Raw genomic sequence first — 18,649 nt, 5'->3', positions numbered from 1 at the left:
GGAGTCAACGAGTCATGACATACGAAGACACGATCGACGCATGTCGGCATGTACGACAGAGCCCCGGCGTCTCAGCTGAGCTGAGGCGCCGGGGCTCTGGCCGGTCGGTCGGGCAGGTGGGTCAGTCGCCGAAGCCGGGGAGGCCGGCGATGGTGCCGCCGTTGCCGTTTCCGCCGCCGTCGTTGTTGCCGCCGTTGCCGCCCACCGTGGTGAGGGTGATCTGCGTGGCGGCGGGGTCGTCGACCTCGCTGTTGGCCGGGGGGTTCTGCCCTATGACGACGGCGTTGCCGTCGCTCGGGCCGTTGACCTGGATGTTGGTGAACCCTGCCTGCTGCAGGGTCTGCTGCGCCTGCCCCAGGGGCGTGCCGAGCTTGATCTCGGGCACCTTCGTCTTCTCCACGGCCTTGCCGACGACGATCGTGACCTTCGAGCCCGGGTCGACCTGCTGGCCGGACTGGGGCGTCGTGGAGATGACCTTGCCGACCTGGTTCGGGTCGTTCGTCGGCTGGTCCGTGCAGACGGCCGTGAGGTCGCCGCCGCTCTCCACCTGGGCCTTGGCCTCGTCACAGGTGCGGCCCACGACGTCCGGCACCGTGGCCTTCTCCTCGGCCTTGGCGACCTCCAGGGTCACCGTGGAGCCCTTCTCCAGCTCCTTGCCCGGGTCGGGGTTCTGGCTGAGGACGGTGCCCTCGTCCTGGGAGGACTCGGTCTGCTTGGTCTCGACGTCGAAGCCCTTGTCCTCGAGCTGCTGCTTGGCCTCGTCGATGTTCTTGTCGATGACGTTCGGGACGGCGACCTTGGGCGCGCCCGTCGAGACCACCAGGTTGACGGTGGAGTCCTTGTCGACCGAGGTGCCCTGCTTGGGGTCCTGGTCGCAGATGTTGCCCTTCTTCTGGTCCTCGCAGGGCTTCTGATCGACCGTGCCCAGTTTGAGGTCGGAGTTGGTGAGCAGCTTCTCGGCGTCGTCCTGAGTCTGACCGATCAGGAGGGGCACGTCGACCTTGCCGTCGCCCGGTGCTCCGCCGCCGCTGACGACGTACTTGCCGATCAGGATGGCGCCGACCAGGACGAGGATGCCGGCCAGGACCAGGAGGATCGTGGAGGTGTTCTTCTTGCGGGGCTGCTGGCGGCGCCGGTCGGGGCGGTCGTCGTAGCCGTAGCCGCCGTCGTCGGGGTTCATCGGCGGCAGCATGGTCGTGGCGCCGCCGCCGTCCGAGCGCAGGGCGGTGGTCGGCTGGTCGTCGGGGTAGGCGCCGTAGCCGCCGGCGGCCATGGCGCCCATCGCGGCGGTGGCGCCGACGGGCTGGCCGTCGAGGCAGGCCTCGATGTCGGCGCGCATCTCGTCCGCCGACTGGTAGCGGTAGTCCGGGTCCTTGACCAGGGCCTTCAGCACGATCGCGTCCATCTCGGGCGTGATCTCGGGGTCGAAGACGCTCGGCGCCTGCGGTTCCTCGCGCACGTGCTGGTAGGCGACGGCCACCGGGGAGTCGCCGACGAACGGCGGACGCACCGTGAGCAGCTCGTAGAGCAGGCAGCCCGTGGAGTACAGGTCGGAGCGGGCGTCGACCTGCTCGCCCTTGGCCTGCTCCGGGGAGAGGTACTGGGCGGTGCCGATCACCGCGGCGGTCTGGGTCATCGTCATGCCGGAGTCGCCCATGGCGCGGGCGATGCCGAAGTCCATGACCTTGACCTGGCCGTTGCGCGTGAGCATGACGTTGGCCGGTTTGATGTCGCGGTGGACGATGCCGGCCCGGTGCGAGTACTCCAGCGCCTGGAGGATGCCGATGGTCATCTCCAGCGTCCGCTCCGGCAGCAGTTTGCGGCCGGAGTGGAGCAGCTCACGGAGTGTGGAGCCGTCGACGTACTCCATGACGATGTACGGGATCGACACGTTGTCGATGTAGTCCTCGCCCGTGTCGTAGACCGCCACGATCGCGGGGTGGTTGAGCGAGGCGGCCGACTGGGCCTCCCGGCGGAACCGGGCCTGGAAGGACGGGTCGCGCGCGAGGTCCGCGCGGAGCGTCTTCACCGCCACCTGGCGTCCGAGCCTGGTGTCATGAGCGTGGTAAACCTCCGCCATGCCACCACGGCCGAGCACCGGGCCCAGCTCGTACCGGCCGCCGAGGCGACGCGGCTCTTCCATGGTTACTACCAGCCCTCTCCGTCGGTCCCGACCGGCATGCTTGTACGGTCGGAGGCTGCCGTCCGGCCTACCGTACCGGTCTGGCTCCGGGCCCCTTGGCCGAGCCGGGCAGCCGATACAGGACCGGTATCGCAACGTGCGCCGATGTGAAGGGGACGTGACCGGAGTCACGTCCCGTTCATGGCGCGGTCACTTCTTGCTGTCGATGACGGCCTCCATGACGTTCTTCGCGATCGGTGCCGCGAGGCCGCCGCCGGAGATGTCGTCGCGGACCGCGTTCTCGTCCTCGATCACCACGGCCACGGCGACGGGCGAGCTGCCGTCGTCGGTCTTGGCGTACGAGATGAACCAGGCGTAGGGATTCTTGCTGTTGTTCTCGCCGTGCTGCGCGGTACCGGTCTTGCCACCGACGGTGACGCCGTCGATCTGTGCGTTGGTTCCCGTGCCGTCCTTGACGACGGTCTCCATCATGGACTGGAGGACCTGGGCGTTGTCCGCGGACAGCGGCTTGCTCATCTCCTCGGGGTCCGTCTTCTCGATGGTGTCGAGGTTGGGGGCCTGGAGCGCGTCGACCATGTACGGCTTCATCAGGGTGCCGTTGTTGGCGATGGCGGAGGTGACCATGGCCATCTGCAGCGGGGTGGCGGCGGTGTTGTACTGGCCGATGGAGGAGAGGGCGACCTGCGAGTCGTTCATGTCGTCGGAGAAGACGGAGGCGCTGGAGCGGACCGGGACGAACTGCTCCTCGGTGAAGCCGAACTTCTTGGCGGTCTCCAGCATCTTGTCGTTGCCGAGGTCGTAACCGAGCTTGCCGAAGACGGTGTTGCAGGAGACGCGCAGGGCCTCGCGGAGCGAGGCGTCCTCGCAGGGGAGGTTGCCCTCGTTCTTCAGCTCGGTGGTGGTGCCGGGCATCGTCCAGGGCAGCGGGGAGTCGGTCTTCTCGTCGGCCGAGTCGTACTTGCCGTGTTCGAGGGCGGCCGCCGCGGTGACCACCTTGAAGGTGGATCCGGGCGGGTAGACCTCGCGCAGGGCGCGGTTGAGCATCGGGTCGTCGGGGTTGTTCTTCTTCTGGAGCTTGTTCCAGGCCTCGCCGGCCGCGTCGTTGCTGCCCGCGATGACGGTGGGGTCGTACGAGGGGTACGAGGCCATGGAGAGGATCTTGCCGGTGGACGGCTCGATCGCGACGACGGCGCCCTTGGCGCCCTGCTTCTTCAGGCCGTCGTAGGCGGCCTTCTGGGCGGCGCTGTTGAGGGTGGTGACGACGTTGCCGCCCTCGCGCTTCTTGCCCGTGATCATGTCGAGGGTGTTGCGGAAGAAGAGCCGGTCGTCGTTGCCGGTGAGGATGCCGTCGTCGATGGCCTCGAGCTGGGTGGCGCCGAAGGCCTGGGAGACGTAGCCGGTGACGGGCGCCCACATGGCGCCGTCCTTGTAGGTGCGCTTGTACTTGAAGTCGCCCTTGGTGGTGGCGTGTCCGGTGATGGCCTTGCCGTCGACGATGATGTCGCCGCGGGGGCTGGCGTACCGCTCGATGGCGACGCGGCGGTTGTGCTCGTCCTCCTTGAGCTCGTCGGCCTGGACGTACTGGAGCCAGTTGTCCCGGATGAGCAGGGTGAGGACGAGGAGGCCGCAGAAGATCGCGATTCGGCGCAGTGGCTTGTTCACGGGCGGACCACCTGGGTCATCTCGGCGTCGGGGCTGGCGGGCGCGGCGGGTGCCGGTCTGCGCGCGGTGTCGCTGATGCGCAGCAGGATGCCGATCAGCGCCCAGTTGGCGATGACGGAGGAGCCGCCGTAGGCCAGGAAGGGCATGGTCATGCCGGTGAGCGGGATGAGGCCCATGACACCGCCGGCGACGACGAAGACCTGGAGGGCGAAGGCGCCGGAGAGGCCGATGGCGAGGAGCTTGCCGAAGGGGTCGCGGGCGGCGAGGGCGGTGCGCACGCCGCGTTCCACGATCAAGGCGTAGAGCAGGAGCACGGCCATGAGGCCGGCCAGGCCGAGTTCCTCGCCGAAGGTGGCGAGGATGAAGTCGGAGTTGGCGGCGAAGCGGATCAGCTCGGAGTGGCCCTGGCCCCAGCCGGTGCCGAGGGTGCCGCCGGAGCCGAAGGCCCACAGGGCCTGCATGGCCTGTTCGGAGTGGCCGGTGACGCCGGCGCGGGAGAGCGTGTACTCCTTCATCGGGTCGAGCCAGGCGTCGACGCGCTGCTGGATGTGGGGTTCGAAGCTGGCCACGCCGACGGCGCCGACCGCGGACATCATCAGACCGAAGACGATCCAGCTGGTCCGCTCGGTGGCGACGTACAGCATGATCACGAACATGCCGAAGAAGAGCAGCGAGGTGCCGAGGTCGGTCTCGAAGACGAGGATGAGGATCGAGACGATCCAGACGACCAGGATGGGGCCGAGGTCGCGGCCGCGGGGCAGGTAGAGGCCCATGAAGCGGCGGCTGGCCAGGGCGAGCGCGTCGCGCTTCACCATCAGGTAGCCGGCGAAGAAGATCGCCAGGACGATCTTGGCGAACTCGCCGGGCTGGATGGAGAACGAGCCGATCTTGATCCAGATCTTGGCGCCGAAGACGTCCATGCCGAGGCCCGGTACGAGCGGGAGCAGCAGCAGGAACAGGGCGCCGAGCATGGAGATGTAGGTGTAGCGCTGCAGGACGCGGTGGTCCTTGAGGAAGATCATCACGGCGACGAACAGGGCGATGCCCATCGCGGTGTACATCAGCTGGCGGGGCGCGGCGGTGCCGGCCTGCTCGATGTCCTGGAGCAGTTCGGACTGGTCCAGGCGCCAGATGGCGACGAGTCCGAGGCCGTTGAGCAGGGTGGCCAGGGGCAGCAGCAGCGGGTCGGCGTAGGGGGCGAACTTGCGCACGACGAGGTGGCCGACGCCGGCCAGCAGGCCGAGGCCGAAGCCGTAGCTCAGCAGCCCTGCGGGCACCTCGTCGTTGATGGCCAGGCCCACGTTGGCGTAGGCGAAGACCGGGATGAGGACGGCGAACACGAGCAGAGCCAGCTCGGTGTTGCGCCGGCTCGGGGCGCCGATGGCGCCGATCGTGGACGTGTGGTGCGTCGACGGGTTGGTAGTACTGCTCATCGTGTGACGGGGCCTCTCACGGCTTGCCTACTGCTTACCGCACAGCGAGACGACCTTCTGTTCTTCCTCCGAGAGGGTCGGTCCTGAGCCTGGAGTGGGTGCGGTCGTGGACGGGGACTCGGACGATTCGGGGGTCGTGGGCGATCCCGAGGGGTTGGGGCTCGGTGAGGCCTTGGACGTGAAGGAGGCGGGGCTGGTTCCCGTGGTGCCTCCGGCCTCGCCCTCGCCCGTCTTCGCGTTCTTCTCGGTCTCCGCGGCACGCCGGTCGGCCTGCTTCTTGCAGGCGGAGGCCTGGACGGCCAGTTCCTCGATCTTGGCCCGGGCGTCGTTGAGGTCGTCCTCGGCGATGGTGGCCTCGACCAGTTTCTGCTGGTAGGGCGGCAGGTACTTGAGTTCGATCTCGGGGTGGTCCTTCTGGACCTTGGAGAGCGAGACCCAGGCGAGGTCCTGGCTGATGCCCCGGTACAGCGCGAGGTGGTCGTTGTTGGTGCCGACGTAGTACTGGGTCTGGGTCCAGCGCCAGCCGCCGTAGGTGCCGCCGCCGATGACGGCGAGGGCGAGGACGGTGTAGAGGGACCGCTTCAGCCACTTGCGGCTCTTGCGGGGTTTGACGAAGTCGTCGGGGCCGTAGTCGTCGAAGCCGTCGGTGGGGATGAAGCCGGTGACGTCGCCGCTGCCGGGCGGGCCGAACTCGCCGCCTCCGCCGCGGGGCCTGCCGAGGCCGGCGGCGCGGCCGGCCGGGGTCTGCATGATGCCGTTGTCGCCGGTCTGGGCCTGGTTCTCGGCGACGGCGCCGACGACCACGGGGGTGTCGGAGAGCTGTGCGGCGAGGGTGTCGCCGGTGTCCAGGTCGAGGACGTCGGCGACGATGACGGTGATGTTGTCGGGGCCGCCGCCGCGCAGGGCGAGCTGGATCAGCTCCTGGACGGTCTCCTGTGGGCCCTGGTAGCTGGCGAGGGCGTCCTCCATCGTCTGGTGGGAGACGACGCCGGAGAGTCCGTCGGAGCAGATGAGGTAGCGGTCGCCGGCCCGCACCTCGCGGATGGACAGGTCGGGTTCGACGTGGTCGCCGCTGCCCAGGGCGCGCATCAGCAGGGAGCGCTGCGGGTGGGTGTCCGCCTCCTCCTCGGTGATGCGTCCCTCGTCGACGAGGCGCTGCACCCAGGTGTGGTCCTGGGTGATCTGGGTGAGGACGCCGTCGCGCAGGAGGTAGGCGCGGGAGTCGCCGACGTGGACCATGCCCAGGCGCTGGCCGGTCCACAGCAGGGCGGTCAGGGTGGTGCCCATGCCCTCGAGGGCGGGGTCCTCCTCGACCATCTGCCGCAGCTGGTCGTTGGCGCGCTGGACGGCGTGGCCGAGGGAGGTGAGGACGTCGGAGCCGGGCACGTCGTCGTCGAGGGCGACGATGGTGGAGATCACCTCGGAGGAGGCGACCTCGCCGGCGGCCTGGCCGCCCATGCCGTCGGCGATGGCGAGCAGGCGGGGGCCGGCGTAGCCGGAGTCCTCGTTGCCCTCCCGGATCATGCCCTTGTGCGATCCGGCGGCGAAGCGCAGTGACAGACTCATGCGCACCTCGCCCGTCGGCTCCGACTGCAGCCGGTCGTGTCGAGCCACACTGCCCACCCTCCGGTCGGGAGCGCGCCGGGGCCCGGGGTGCCGGCCACCGCTGCGTGCTCGCTCCGCTCGCGCTCATTCATTGGTGTAGCACTACTTCCGCAGCTCGATGACGGTCTTGCCGATGCGGATCGGCGCCCCGGGGCCAATCGGGGTGGGGGTCGTCAGCCGGGCCCGGTCCAGGTAGGTGCCGTTGGTGGAGCCCAGGTCCTCGACGATCCACTGGCCGTTCTGGTCCGGGTAGATCCTGGCATGGCGGCTGGAGGCGTAGTCGTCGTCCAGCACGATCGTCGAGTCGTGTGCCCGGCCGAGCGTGATGGTCTGGCCCTGGAGGGCGACGGTGGTGCCGGTGAGGGTGCCCTCCGTCACGACCAGTTTGGTGGGCGCGCCCCGGCGGCCGCGGCCGCCGCTGGGCTGCTGGCGCTGCGGCGGAGGCGCCTGGCCCTGGCGCGTGGCGGTCTGCTGCGGTCGGGCGGCGTCGCGCCGCGCGCCGCGCTGGGTGACTCGCGTACCGAACAGGTCGCTGCGGATGACCTGCACGGCCACGATCACGAACAGCCACAGTACGGCGAGAAAGCCCAGCCGCATGACCGTGAGGGTCAGCTCTGACATTGCCCCCGGATCACCCTTCGGCTTGCCTGTAGATAACGGTGGTGCTGCCCACGACGACGCGTGAGCCGTCGCGGAGCGTAGCGCGGGTGGTGTGCTGTCCGTCCACCACGATGCCGTTGGTGGACCCGAGGTCCTGGATCGTGGTGGGCGTCCCGGGCCGGATCTCGCAGTGCCGGCGGGAGACGCCGGGGTCGTCGATCCGCACGTCGGCCTCGGTGCTGCGGCCCATCACGAGCGTGGCGCGGGAGATCTGGTGGCGGGTGCCGTTGATCTCGATCCAGTGGCGGGTGCGTCCGCCGGGGGCGGGCGTGGGCGGGGGCTGCTGGCCGCCGGCGGGCTGCGGGTAGCCGTAGCCGCCGGGGCGGCCGCCGGGCGGCGGTGCGGCCGGCATGGGCGGGGCGCCCGCGGGGGCGGCCGGCGGGTAGCCGTACCCGCCGCCGGCCGGTCCGGCGGGCCGTGCGGGGGGCGCCGGGGGCGCGGCGGGGGCCGGGCCGCCCTGGTGGCTGCTGGAGGAGGCGAGCGTACGGCTGCGCACCCGGTACAGGCCGGTGTCGAGGTCGTCCGCCTTCTCCAGGTGGACCTTGATCGGTCCCATGAAGGTGTAGCGCTGCTGCTTGGCGTAGTCGCGGACCATGCCGGCCAGCTCGTCGCCGAGCTGTCCGGAGTAGGGGCTGAGGCGCTCGAAGTCGGGCGTGCTCAGTTCCACGATGAAGTCGTTGGGCACCACGGTGCGGTCGCGGTTCCAGATGGTCGCGTTGTTGTCGCATTCACGCTGAAGTGCTCCCGCGATCTCCACGGGCTGCACCTCGGACTTGAAGACCTTTGCGAAGGTGCCGTTGACCAGGCCTTCGAGCCGCTGCTCGAACTTCTTCAGGACTCCCATGGGGCACCTCCTCCGTCGCTGCCGTCCTGTCCGCTTCCACTGTGCTGCGTAGTGCTGTCCTGCGTAGTGCTGTGCTGCGTACTGCTGTCGTGCCTGCCGCTGCCTTGCGCGGTGCCGCTCCGCGTCGTGCGGTGCGTGCGCGCACTGCCCACCTGGTACTGCTTACTGATCGTATCCACGCGCCGGTCGATCGGCTGGTTCCCCCTGTCGGCCCGGTCGACGGGTGTCGACGCCTCTCGGAGTTCCCGCCGGGGCTCCCCTTCGAACTCCCGCGGGCACTTCGGGATGTACTCCCTCAGGTACTCATGCCCAGGATCGTAGAGGCGGCCGCAGACCAGTGTCCCGCACCTGACCGCGGTCCCCTACCGGCTCCTGGGGAGACGGGCCGGACCGGTACGAGGTTGATACGTGAACGGCCACGGACCGATACGAGTGCCCGAAGGAGGTCGGGCGCCCCGGTCCGGCCGGGAAAAGGGATGTGAATCGACCCTCTCCAGCGTGCTAATGTTCTCGTGTCGGAAGGCGCCGGACCGCAAGGAAAAGCCCGGAAGACACACCCAATGCGCGGGTGGCGGAATAGGCAGACGCGCTGGATTCAGGTTCCAGTGCCCGCAAGGGCGTGGGGGTTCAACTCCCCCCTCGCGCACCAGCCGGAAGCCCCCCAGGTCTCGGACCTGGGGGGCTTCCGCATGTCCGGGCGGGGGTGCCCGTGGGCGTGCGCCGGGTGCGTGCGCCGGGTGCGTGCGCCGGGTGCGTGCGCTGGGTCGTGCGCTGTGAGGAAGGTCTCAGGACTCCGGCTGCCACAGGGCCGGCACGTTCGGCGGCTCCCAGCCGGTCATCGAGGTGTGCGCCTGGAGGCAGCGGTAGGAGCGCCCGCCGTACGTCACCCGGTCGCCCGAGGTGTAGGCGTGGCCGCTCGTCCAGGTGCCGCCCGGCGGGTCGGTGGGCGGGTCTGTGGGGCCGGTGTCGCCGTCCACGTTCAGGACGAAGTCGAAGGTGCCCTCCTTGCCGCCGCCGGCGCCCCGGACGTTCATCAGCAGGGCCGGGTCGAAGATCATGTCCGTGCTGTTGCGGGGCTCGCCGGGGAAGTACAGCTGGGTGGTGAGGACGGGCTCGCCGGGGGCCTGGAGCTTGACGTGGATGTGCCGGGTCCGGCCGGGATAGAGGCCGGGGACGATCGTCTTCAGGGTGAAGGCGCCGGTGGCGTCGCTGAACTGGTGGCCGCGGAAGGTGTAGCCGGCCATGTCGTAGTCGCCGTTGTCGTCGGCCTGCCAGAAGTCGAGGAGCACGCCGGACAGCGGGACGCAGTTGCGGCCGAAGACATAGCCGCTGACGGTCAGCGGGGTGCCCGGGGTGCCGGGCGTGACCAGGCTGGTGCGCAGCGGGGAGTTCGGCTTGAAGTACGGGCCCTCCATCTGGTCGGGCGTCAGGTCGTCGCCGTCGTCGCAGTAGGGGGTCGGCGTCAGGGTCTGCCCGCCGGAGGAGCGGGCGGCGTCCCGGGCGAGCGCGACGCCGCCGGTGGCGAGCAGCGGGACGGCGGCACCGGCGGCGACGGCCGCCCTGAGCAGCGTCTTGCGGCTGATGCCGCGGTCGCCGCCGGAGCCCGGGCCGGGTCCGGGCCTGGGGCCGGGCTTGGGCTCGTCGGGGGTGGTGGGGGTGTCGGAGGTCATGGCGGTTCCTCGGTCTCCTCGGTGAGTGGTCCCTGGGGAAGCTGAACGGGACGTGCGACATCCGGGACGTCGGGGACAGGGAGCGCGCCCGCCGGCGCGGGGCAGGCTGCAGTGGTTGCTTCGGCGGACGCGCTCCGTGGTGATCGCTGGCCACGGTAGGCGCGCCGCGGGGGCCTCCGGCACCTCCTGTTTCGCCCCCTGCCCGGCGTTATGCGGGCGGCGGGCCGGGGCCCGTGTACGGGCGGTGCGGCTGGGGGTACGGTCGTGGCGCGCCAGGGCGGGGGGCGGCGCTCGGTGGGCAGGACGTGCGACCACCTGGCGCGGCGGACAGCGGGCACGGCGACGCCCCGGGCACCGATGGGGCGCGGGGGCTCGGCGGATGGCGGGCTCGACGCACAGGTACGACGCACAGGTACGGCGCACAGGCACGACGCACAGGTACGGACGAATACGCGGAGGGTGGCCGGGATGAGCGGGGCGACGGCGGGGGCGGGCACGGAGGCGGCGGGCGCGGCGGCGGTGGCCGGGGTGGTGCCGTCGGCGCGCGGGGGCGGGGACACGGCCGAGGCCGGGGGCGCGGACGGGGCGCGAGGGGCCGGGGATGCGGCCCGGCGCGGGCGGTTGCCGGTCGTCCCGGGGTTCGCGCGGTGGCCCGCGGCCGGTTCCCCCAAGGCGGAGGGCAAGGCGCTGCGCACGCGCGTCCCGCGGTCCGCACACGCCGCGTTCGACGCGGACGCCGCCCGGCCGGACGCGGTGAGCGCGGTCGAGGAGTCCGGCCGCGGCCGGATACCGGGGCTCGCCCCGATACGCGCCGGGCGGATGGCGGCCACGCCGTTCGCCTTCCTGCGCGGGTCGGCGGGCCTGATGGCGTACGACCTGGCACGCACGCCGGTGACCGGGATCGGCGCCCAGATCTGCGGTGACGCGCACGCCGCCAACTTCGGCCTCTACGGCGACGCCCGCGGCGGCCTGGTCATCGACCTGAACGACTTCGACGAGACCGTCCACGGCCCCTGGGAGTGGGACCTCAAGCGGCTCGCCGCCTCGCTCGTGCTCGCGGGCCGGGAGGCCGGCGCCGACGAGGACACCTGCCGCGAGGCCGCCCACGACGCGACCGGCGCCTACCGGCGCACCATGCGGCTGCTGGCGAGGCTCCCCGCGCTGGACGCCTGGAACGCCATCGCCGACGAGGAACTGGTCTCCCACACCGACGCCCACGACCTGCTCGGCACCCTCGAGCGGGTCTCCGAGAAGGCGCGGGCCAACACCAGCGGGCGCTTCGCCGCGAAGTCGACCGAGTCCACCGAGGACGGCGGGCGGCGCTTCGTGGACGCGGCGCCGGTGCTGCGCCGGGTGACGGACGCCGAGGCGGCGGCGGTCGCCGGCGCCCTGGAGGCGTACCTGGGCACGCTCTCCGAGGACCGGCTGCCGCTGCTGGCCCGGTACGCGGTGCACGACGTGGCCTTCCGGGTCGTCGGCACCGGCAGTGTCGGCACGCGGTCGTACGTCGTACTGCTCCTGGACCACCGGGGCGAACCGCTCGTGCTCCAGGTCAAGGAGGCCCGGCCCTCCGCGCTGCTGCCCCACCTGGCGGCCGCCGGTTTCGAGGCGCCCGAGGCCGCGCACGAGGGCCGCCGGGTGGTCCTGGGCCAGAAGCGGATGCAGGTGGTGAGCGACATCCTGCTGGGCTGGACCTCGGTCGACGGACGGCCCTTCCAGGTACGGCAGTTCCGCAACCGCAAGGGCAGCGTCGACCCCGCGGCGCTGGCCGCCGACCAGCTGGACGACTACGGCCGCATGACCGGCGCCCTGCTGGCCCGGGCCCACGCGCACAGCGCCGACCCGCGGGTGATCGCCGGCTACTGCGGCAAGAACGGCGAGCTGGACGAGGCCGTCGCCGCCTTCGCCGTCGCCTACGCCGACCGCACCGAGGCGGACCACGCGGAGCTCGTGTCCGCGGTGCGCACGGGGCGGGTCGCGGCGGAGCTGGGGGTGTGACGGGAGCGGCGGGGGCCGCGTGGGCGGCTCTCCCTGCCCGCAGGCCCTAGGCTGGTCGGGTGACGACGCCGGAAGCTGAGCCCGAGCAGGAGGGTGCGCCGCGTCCCGAGGAACGGCTGGAACAGGCCGTACGGGCCGCCGAGCAGGCACTCATCGAGTACGAGATCGCCCTGGAGACCTTCCGTGTGGAGGTCGAGAACTTCTCGCGGCTCCACGAGCAGCGGCTCGGACCGGTGTACGCCCGGCTCGAGGAGCTGGAGGCGCAGATCCTGGAGGCCACGGCGGCCCGTACGGGCGACGAGGGGGACCGGCGCCGGGCCGACGAGGCGCGGGCCCGGCTGATGCCGATTCCCGGGGTCGAGGAGCTGCTGAACGGCTGGATGGACGGGGACGGGCTGTTCCCGGAGGCGACCGCGATGCTCACGGACCAGGCGGTGCGGCCCCCGCAGCGGGTCAGGCCCAGCGAGGAGGCCCGCAAGCTGTACCGCGAGCTGGCCCGCAAGGCCCACCCCGACCTGGCGCAGGAGGAGGCGGAGCGGGTCCGGCGCGAGGAGTTCATCACCCGCGTCAACGCCGCCTACGCCCGCGGTGACGTGACGGAACTGCGCGAGCTGGCCGAGGAGTGGGCCGCGGGCCCGGTGCCCGAGCGGCGCCCGAGCCGGGGTGAGGAGCTGTACGTCCGGCTCGAATGGCTGGACCGGCGCAAGGAGATGCTCACCCTGCTCGCCAAGGAGCTGGAGGAGAGCGCGATCGGCGCGATGCTCAGGCTGGCCCCGGACGACCCCGACCGGCTCCTCGACGAGATCGCCGAACAGCTGGCCACCCAGGTGCGCGAACGGGAGGCGGAGCTGGCGGGGCTCGCGCGGGACTGAGCCCCGGGGCGGCTCCGGTAGCGTCTGGGGCATGAGTTTCGGAGCTGGTGTGCCCACGATCGGTGTCGGCGACCTCAAGGACGGCGACTTCCTGCTGGACGTCCGCGAGGACGACGAGTGGCAGGCGGGTCATGCCGCCGGGGCGCTGCACATCCCCCTCAGCGAGTTCGTGGCCCGCTACGGCGAGCTGGCCGAGGCCGCGCCCCAGGACGGCCGGGTGCACGTGCTCTGCCGCGTCGGGGGCCGTTCGGCGCAGGTCACCATGTACCTGGTCCAGCAGGGCGTCGACGCGGTGAACGTCGACGGCGGCATGCAGGAGTGGGCCGCGGCCGGGCATCCCGTGGTCGACGACAAGGGTGAGCCCGGACACGTGCTGTAGACCGTTCCCGCCGGCTCCGGGCCGCCCCGTTCCGATGTGGTGACGGCCACGGTGTGGCCGGTCCGCCGGGGGCTGTGCGGGCGGCCGGTCCTGAGTACCGTCTCCGTGCGAACGTCGCCGAGCAGCCGCACGGGTGGCGCTGGGCGTCCCGTGACGGGACGGGCGCATGGACGGATCGGGACCGAACGGGGCGGAATGGACGCGTACGACAAGGGCTCGGACGCCCGTCCGGAGCAGAACGAGCCGGACGGACCGGACCGGCCGGACGGCGAAGCGGACGCGGAGGAGACCGGCGGGCCGACCGGGGCCACTGAGGCCGGGTCGGCCGGAGCTGTTGAGACCGGCGGGTCGGGCGGGTCGGCCGGGGCCACTGAGGCCGGCGGGCCGGCTGGGGTGGCCGGAGCTGCTGAGACCGCCATGATCTCTGGTGCTGCTGGTGCTGCTGGTGCTGCTGGTGCTGCTGGTGCTGCTGGGGCTGACGGGGCCGACGGGGCCGCCGGGTCCGCCGGTGTTGCCGGGACTGACGGGGCTGCCGGGGCTGCCGGGACCGCCGAGGCTCCGGAGGAGGCGGCGGGGGCCGTGGAAGAGGCCGGGACGGGCGGAGCTGCTGAGACCGCCATGACCTCCAGGACTGCCGGGACCTCTGAGGTTGCCGGGACCTCCGGGGTTGCCGGGACCTCCGGAGTTGCCGGGACTGGTGGGGCTGCCGGGACTGACGGAGTCGCCGAGACTCCGGAGGATGAGGTGGGAGCCGTGGGCGCCGGCTGCGGGGAAACCGGCGCCGTGCCTTCCGTCCGGCGCCCCGAGGCCCGTACCGGCGTCGCCGCGCTCTCCCCGCGCTACCAGATCGGTGCCGTGGTCGCCCTCGCGGTGGTCGCGGTCGCCGTCTGCGCCCACCTGGGCCTGGTGTTCCTGCACGTGGCCCCGTCCAACACGCTCACCAAGCAGCACGGCGCCGCGGTGGACGAGTGGGTCTTCCCGGAGTTCGAGCAGAACTGGAAGCTCTTCGCGCCCAACCCGCTCCAGCAGAACGTCTCCGTCCAGGTCCGCGCCGAGATCGGTACGGCGGACGGCGGGATACGGACGACCGGCTGGTACGACCTGTCCGCCGAGGACGGCCGGGCCATCGACGGCAATCCGCTGCCGAGCCACACCCAGCAGAACGAACTGCGCCGCGCCTGGGACTTCTTCGTGGCGACCCACGACTCCGAGGACCGCCCGGTGGGCCTGCGGGGCTCCCTCTCCGAGACGTATCTGCGGCGCATCGCGCTGCTGCGCCTGGACCGCAACGACGCCGCCGGACCCGGCGGTGTGGTCGAGCGCGTCCAGTACCGTTCCCGGACCACGAACGTGAAGCCGCCCTCGTGGAGCGGCGAGAAGGTCTCCGCCCGGCCGGTCGTCCGCGAGCTGCCCTGGTGGTCCGTGTCCCCGGAAACCGAGGACACGGCGGACACGGCGGCCGGGAGGGCCGGAAGCGCCGGGAAGGCCGGGAGCACCGGGAAGGAAGGGGGCGCCGCGTGAACGGCATCGTCCTCTCGGTCTCCCGCTCCATCGCCCGCGTCACGGGCGCCGCGCTCGGCCCGTACCAGACCGCCGTGGTCCGCGTCGGCTTCAGCGCCACCTGGCTGCTCTTCCTGCTGCGCGAACTGCCTCACCGCAACGAGCTGTACGGCCCGGACAGCCCCTGGGGCCACGACCTCGCCCAGCAGTTGATCGCGGACAACGGCGCCTTCACGGCGCTGATGTGGTCGGACGGGCGGACCTGGTTCGAGATCGTCTACGCGCTGGCCGTCCTGAGCAGCGTGCTGCTCCTGCTGGGCTGGCGCACCCGCACCATGTCCGTGCTGTTCATGGTCGGCGTGCTCTCGCTTCAGAACCGCAGCGTGTTCATGGGGGACGGCGGCGACAACGTCGTGCACCTGATGAGTATCTACCTGGTCCTCACCCGGTGCGGCCAGGTGTGGTCGCTGGACGCGCGCCGCGCCCGGCGTGCGGCGGCGGCACGCGCGCGCGGCGTGCGGGTCGTGGACCGGGCCGGGCCGGTGCTGTGGTGCGTCCTCGGGTTCGCGCTGGTGGCGGTGACGGCGGGGGGCCTCCTCGACGGCGACTGGTTCGTGCCGGCGCTGCTGTGGGCGGTGTGGGTCTCGCTGGGCCTGTGGTGGCTCGTGGGGCGGGGCGGGGAGGGCAGCCAACCGCGGATCCTGCTGGACGTGGTCGCCAACATCGTGCACAACGGCGCGCTGGTCGTGATCATGGCCGAGGCGTGTCTGATCTACGCGACGGCCGGCTGGTACAAGATCCAGGGTTCGCGCTGGCAGGACGGCACGGCCGTCTACTACCCGCTGCACCTGGACTACTTCTCGCCGTGGCCCGCGCTGTCCGACGCGCTGGCCGCCAACGGCACGATGGTCATGCTCATCACGTACGGGACGGTCGCCGTGCAGGTCGCCTTCCCGTTCGCGCTGTTCAACCGGCGGGTCAAGAACGTGCTCCTGGCCGTGATGATGCTCGAGCACGCGGTGATCGCCGTGACGCTGGGACTGCCGTTCTTCTCGCTGGCGATGATCGCCGCCGACGCGGTCTTCCTGCCGACCTCGTTCCTGCGCCGGCTGGGCGGCTGGGTGGCCCGTCTGCGCGGCCGGTTGCCGGGCCGGAGGTTCCCGGCGGTGTGCGCGGGCGCGGCGGACGGAGCCGGGCAAGGGCACGGGCACTGGGGCGGAGGCGGGGACGGTCGTACGGCGACGGTGCCCGGGCCCCGGACCCGGGGAGGCGAGGGAGCTGCGGCGGCCGGAGCGGGTGCGGCCGGAGCGGGCGCGGTGGACGGGAAGGACCCCGGCCCCACGCACGTAGGCTTCCGCACATGACCGACCCCGTCGCTCCCGGCCCGCCGGCCGCCTGGCACCTGCACGCCGGCCGGTGTGTGCTGCTGGACGGTTTCCACGCCCTCAAGCACGCGCTGCGCTTCGGGGCGGAGGTGCCGGTGGCCGTCACCAGTGACCGGGCGGGCGCCCTGGCCCTCGCCGACGAGCTGGCGCCGGACGTGCGCGGGGAGCTGGCGGGGCTGCTGACCGAGGTGTCGCGGGAGGCGTACGCGTCGGTCGTCGCGCGACCGCACCCCACGGCGGTGGCGGCCCTGGCCGTACGGCCCTCGCGGGCGGCCGGGCTGGACACGCTGGCGCACACGCCCCGACGGGCCCCCGTCGTGGTCCTCGACCAGCCGCGCAACCTCGGAAACGCGGGCGCGGTGATCCGGCTGGCCGCCGGTTTCGGGGCGCCCGGTGTGGTCACCACCGGCACGCTCGACCCCTGGCACCCCACGGTGGTGCGCGGCGGGGCGGGGCTGCACTTCGCGACCGTCGTGGAGCGGCTGGAGGTGGCCGGGCTGCCGCCGGGCCCGGTGTTCGCGCTGGACCCGGAGGGCGAGGACATCCGGGGGCTGAAGCTGCCGGACGACGCGCTGCTCGCGTTCGGCTCCGAGCGCAGCGGGCTCTCGCCGGAGCTGCGGGCCCGGGCCGACCACCTGGTGGCGCTGCCGATGCGCCCCCAGGTCTCCAGCTACAACCTCGCGACCAGTGTGGCCATGACGCTGTACCACTGGAGCGCCACAGGGGGCGCACCGCGGGTGCCTTAGGGCCCCTGTCTCAGGCCTGGCGGCGGACCTCCACCACCCGGAAGCGGTTGGCCACGAAGGCGCCGTCGCACAGGGCCGCGTTGGCCGCCGGGTTGCCGCCCGAGCCGTGGAAGTCGGAGAAGGCGGCCGTCTGGTTGACGTACACCCCGCCGGTGAGGTTGAGGGAGAGCTGGGCGGCCTCGTCCAGGCAGGCCTCCTGCACGGCCTCCTCGACCTCCGGGTCGGTGGTGTACGCGCCCACCGTCATCGCGCCCTTCTCGCGGACGCTGCGGCGCAGCAGCTCCACCGCGTGGCCGGCGGAGTCGACGGCGACGGCGAAGGAGACCGGGCCGAAGCACTCGCTGGTGTACGCGGCCTCGTCCTCGGGCTTGGCACCGTCCAGCTTGACGATCACCGGGGTGCGCACGACGGCGTCCGGGAAGTCGGGGTTGGTCACCTCGCGGGAGGCGAGGGCGACCTCGCCGAGCCCGGCGGCGGCCTCCAGGCGGGCCTTGACGTCCGGGTTGACGATCGCGCCCAGCAGGGCGTTCGCGCGGGCGTCGTCGCCGAGGAGGCCGTCGACGGCGCGGGCCAGGTCGGCGGTGACCTCGTCGTAGGACTTGTCGCCCTGGTCGGTGCGGATGCCGTCGCGGGGGATCAGCAGGTTCTGCGGGGTGGTGCACATCTGGCCGCTGTACAGGGACAGGGAGAAGGCCAGGTTGCCGAGCATGCCCTTGTAGTCGTCGGTCGACTCCACGATCACCGTGTTGACGCCGGCCTTCTCCGTGTACACCTGGGCCTGGCGGGCGTTGGCCTCCAGCCAGTCGCCGAAGGCGGTGGAGCCGGTGTAGTCGACGATGCGGATCTCGGGGCGGGTCGCCAGGGTCTTGGCGATGCCCTCGCCGGGCCGCTCGGCGGCCAGCGCGACCAGGTTCGGGTCGAAGCCGGCCTCGGTGAGGACCTCGCGGGCGACCTGGACGGTGAGGGCGAGCGGCAGCACCGCGCGGGGGTGGGGCTTGACCAGGACCGCGTTGCCGGTGGCGAGGGAGGCGAACAGGCCCGGGTAGCCGTTCCACGTCGGGAAGGTGTTGCAGCCGATGACCAGGCCGATGCCGCGCGGGACGGGCGTGAAGCGCTTGGTGAGCGCGAGCGGGTCGCGCTTGCCCTGGGGCTTGGTCCACTCCGCCGTGTCGGGGGTGCGGGACTGCTCCACGTACGCGTAGGCCACGGCCTCCATGCCGCGGTCCTGGGCGTGCGGGCCGCCGGCCTGGAAGGCCATCATGAAGGCCTGGCCGGAGGTGTGCATGACCGCCTGCGCGAACTCCATCGTCCGGTCGGCGATCCGCCGCAGGATCTCCAGGCAGACCGTCGCGCGCAGCTCCGCGCCCGCGTCCCGCCACGCCTTCTGGCCGGCCTTCATGGCGGGCAGCAGCACGTCGAGGTCCGCGTGCGGGTACTCGACGCCCAGCTCGATCCCGTACGGGGAGACCTCGCCGCCCACCCAGCCGTCGGTGCCGGGCTGGCCGAGGTCGATGCGGGTGCCGGACAGGGCGTCGAAGGCGGCCTTGCCCGCCGCCATGTCCAGGCTGCCGTTCTCCCCGTAGGCCTTGGGGTGCTCGGGGTGGGGGGACCAGTACGCGCGCGTGCGGATCGTCTCCAGCGCCAGGTCCAGGGTCGGCCGGTGCTGGGCGATCAGCTGGTGTGCGGTGAGTTCGGCGGCCATGCGGGACCAACTCCTCGTCTCTCACGGGCTCCCGACGCGTCGCCGACGCT

14 protein-coding genes and 1 tRNA gene are annotated in these 18,649 nt (G+C 72.0%); 7 read left to right on the top strand and 8 right to left on the bottom strand.

The window, feature by feature from the left end; all coding sequences use genetic code 11:
* Positions 1 to 121: 121 nt before the first annotated feature.
* The 6 genes from pknB to fhaA all read right to left on the bottom strand — a co-directional run bounded on the left by pknB (position 122) and on the right by fhaA (position 8,347).
* Positions 122 to 2,143, bottom strand: coding sequence for a Stk1 family PASTA domain-containing Ser/Thr kinase (gene pknB, locus OHA99_RS18545; protein WP_153178894.1), 2,022 nt, complete (start codon positions 2,141 to 2,143; stop codon positions 122 to 124).
* Between the two features lie 189 nt (positions 2,144 to 2,332).
* Positions 2,333 to 3,805 (bottom strand): penicillin-binding protein 2, encoded by a 1,473-nt coding sequence (locus OHA99_RS18540; protein ID WP_153178893.1) that lies wholly within the window; start codon positions 3,803 to 3,805, stop codon positions 2,333 to 2,335.
* Entirely contained in the window at positions 3,802 to 5,238 is a 1,437-nt protein-coding gene (locus tag OHA99_RS18535; protein ID WP_405696806.1) for an FtsW/RodA/SpoVE family cell cycle protein, read from the bottom strand. Before OHA99_RS18535 ends, OHA99_RS18540 begins: the two co-directional genes overlap by 4 nt.
* A gap of 27 nt (positions 5,239 to 5,265) precedes the next feature.
* Complete coding sequence (locus OHA99_RS18530) at positions 5,266 to 6,804, bottom strand: Stp1/IreP family PP2C-type Ser/Thr phosphatase (RefSeq protein WP_087792908.1); 1,539 nt, start codon at positions 6,802 to 6,804, stop codon at positions 5,266 to 5,268.
* Between the two features lie 141 nt (positions 6,805 to 6,945).
* Entirely contained in the window at positions 6,946 to 7,464 is a 519-nt protein-coding gene (gene fhaB, locus OHA99_RS18525; RefSeq protein WP_007453402.1) for an antibiotic biosynthesis regulator FhaB, read from the bottom strand.
* Between the two features lie 10 nt (positions 7,465 to 7,474).
* A complete protein-coding gene (gene fhaA, locus OHA99_RS18520; protein WP_366472376.1) occupies positions 7,475 to 8,347 on the bottom strand; it encodes an antibiotic biosynthesis regulator FhaA in 873 nt (290 codons plus the stop codon).
* Positions 8,348 to 8,909: 562 nt separating this feature from the next.
* On the opposite strand from fhaA, the gene OHA99_RS18515 reads away from it, so the two are divergent.
* Positions 8,910 to 8,996 (top strand) — tRNA-Leu (locus OHA99_RS18515).
* 136 nt (positions 8,997 to 9,132) lie between these two features.
* Here OHA99_RS18515 and OHA99_RS18510 read toward each other — a convergent pair.
* Positions 9,133 to 10,017 (bottom strand): carbohydrate-binding protein, encoded by an 885-nt coding sequence (locus tag OHA99_RS18510; protein ID WP_405696803.1) that lies wholly within the window; start codon positions 10,015 to 10,017, stop codon positions 9,133 to 9,135.
* A gap of 468 nt (positions 10,018 to 10,485) precedes the next feature.
* Here OHA99_RS18510 and OHA99_RS18505 point away from each other — a divergent pair, with 468 nt between their 5' ends.
* From OHA99_RS18505 to OHA99_RS18480, 6 genes are all read left to right on the top strand, one after another.
* Positions 10,486 to 12,015: a DUF2252 domain-containing protein gene (locus OHA99_RS18505; RefSeq protein WP_405696800.1), complete on the top strand. Its 1,530-nt coding sequence runs from the start codon at positions 10,486 to 10,488 to the stop codon at positions 12,013 to 12,015.
* A 59-nt stretch (positions 12,016 to 12,074) separates the two neighbouring features.
* A complete protein-coding gene (locus OHA99_RS18500) occupies positions 12,075 to 12,887 on the top strand; it encodes a hypothetical protein (RefSeq protein ID WP_153178888.1) in 813 nt (270 codons plus the stop codon).
* Between the two features lie 49 nt (positions 12,888 to 12,936).
* Complete coding sequence (locus tag OHA99_RS18495; RefSeq protein ID WP_153181858.1) at positions 12,937 to 13,266, top strand: rhodanese-like domain-containing protein; 330 nt, start codon at positions 12,937 to 12,939, stop codon at positions 13,264 to 13,266.
* A gap of 417 nt (positions 13,267 to 13,683) precedes the next feature.
* Entirely contained in the window at positions 13,684 to 14,787 is a 1,104-nt protein-coding gene (locus OHA99_RS18490; RefSeq protein ID WP_405696798.1) for a DUF5819 family protein, read from the top strand.
* Positions 14,784 to 16,130, top strand: coding sequence for an HTTM domain-containing protein (locus OHA99_RS18485; protein ID WP_153178887.1), 1,347 nt, complete (start codon positions 14,784 to 14,786; stop codon positions 16,128 to 16,130). The genes OHA99_RS18490 and OHA99_RS18485 overlap by 4 nt, the downstream gene beginning before the upstream one ends.
* Entirely contained in the window at positions 16,127 to 16,897 is a 771-nt protein-coding gene (locus OHA99_RS18480) for a TrmH family RNA methyltransferase (RefSeq protein WP_381584509.1), read from the top strand. Before OHA99_RS18485 ends, OHA99_RS18480 begins: the two co-directional genes overlap by 4 nt.
* Before the next feature lie 10 nt (positions 16,898 to 16,907).
* Here the strand turns inward: OHA99_RS18480 and paaN are convergent, their stop codons facing one another.
* Positions 16,908 to 18,599 carry a phenylacetic acid degradation protein PaaN gene (gene paaN / locus OHA99_RS18475; protein ID WP_405696796.1) on the bottom strand — a complete coding sequence of 564 codons (1,692 nt, stop codon included), beginning with the start codon at positions 18,597 to 18,599 and terminating at the stop codon, positions 16,908 to 16,910.
* Between the last annotated feature and the right edge of the window lie 50 nt (positions 18,600 to 18,649).

The sequence above is a fragment of the Streptomyces coelicoflavus genome, from assembly GCF_045041415.1.
GTDB lineage: Bacteria > Actinomycetota > Actinomycetes > Streptomycetales > Streptomycetaceae > Streptomyces > Streptomyces coelicoflavus.
Note: the sequence above shows the minus strand (reverse complement) of the source record. Positions and strands in the feature narration are given on the sequence as shown.

What these genes read in the sequence shown, in the direction of transcription:
- pknB (WP_153178894.1), bottom strand. Translation starts at nt 2,143, where the DNA reads ATGGAAGAGCCGCGTCGCCTCGGCGGCCGGTACGAGCTGGGCCCGGTG.
- OHA99_RS18535 (WP_405696806.1), bottom strand. Translation starts at nt 5,238, where the DNA reads ATGAGCAGTACTACCAACCCGTCGACGCACCACACGTCCACGATCGGC.
- OHA99_RS18530 (WP_087792908.1), bottom strand. Translation starts at nt 6,804, where the DNA reads ATGAGTCTGTCACTGCGCTTCGCCGCCGGATCGCACAAGGGCATGATC.
- fhaB (WP_007453402.1), bottom strand. Translation starts at nt 7,464, where the DNA reads ATGTCAGAGCTGACCCTCACGGTCATGCGGCTGGGCTTTCTCGCCGTA.
- fhaA (WP_366472376.1), bottom strand. Translation starts at nt 8,347, where the DNA reads ATGGGAGTCCTGAAGAAGTTCGAGCAGCGGCTCGAAGGCCTGGTCAAC.
- OHA99_RS18510 (WP_405696803.1), bottom strand. Translation starts at nt 10,017, where the DNA reads ATGACCTCCGACACCCCCACCACCCCCGACGAGCCCAAGCCCGGCCCC.
- OHA99_RS18505 (WP_405696800.1), top strand. Translation starts at nt 10,486, where the DNA reads ATGAGCGGGGCGACGGCGGGGGCGGGCACGGAGGCGGCGGGCGCGGCG.
- OHA99_RS18490 (WP_405696798.1), top strand. Translation starts at nt 13,684, where the DNA reads ATGATCTCTGGTGCTGCTGGTGCTGCTGGTGCTGCTGGTGCTGCTGGT.
- OHA99_RS18480 (WP_381584509.1), top strand. Translation starts at nt 16,127, where the DNA reads ATGACCGACCCCGTCGCTCCCGGCCCGCCGGCCGCCTGGCACCTGCAC.
- paaN (WP_405696796.1), bottom strand. Translation starts at nt 18,599, where the DNA reads ATGGCCGCCGAACTCACCGCACACCAGCTGATCGCCCAGCACCGGCCG.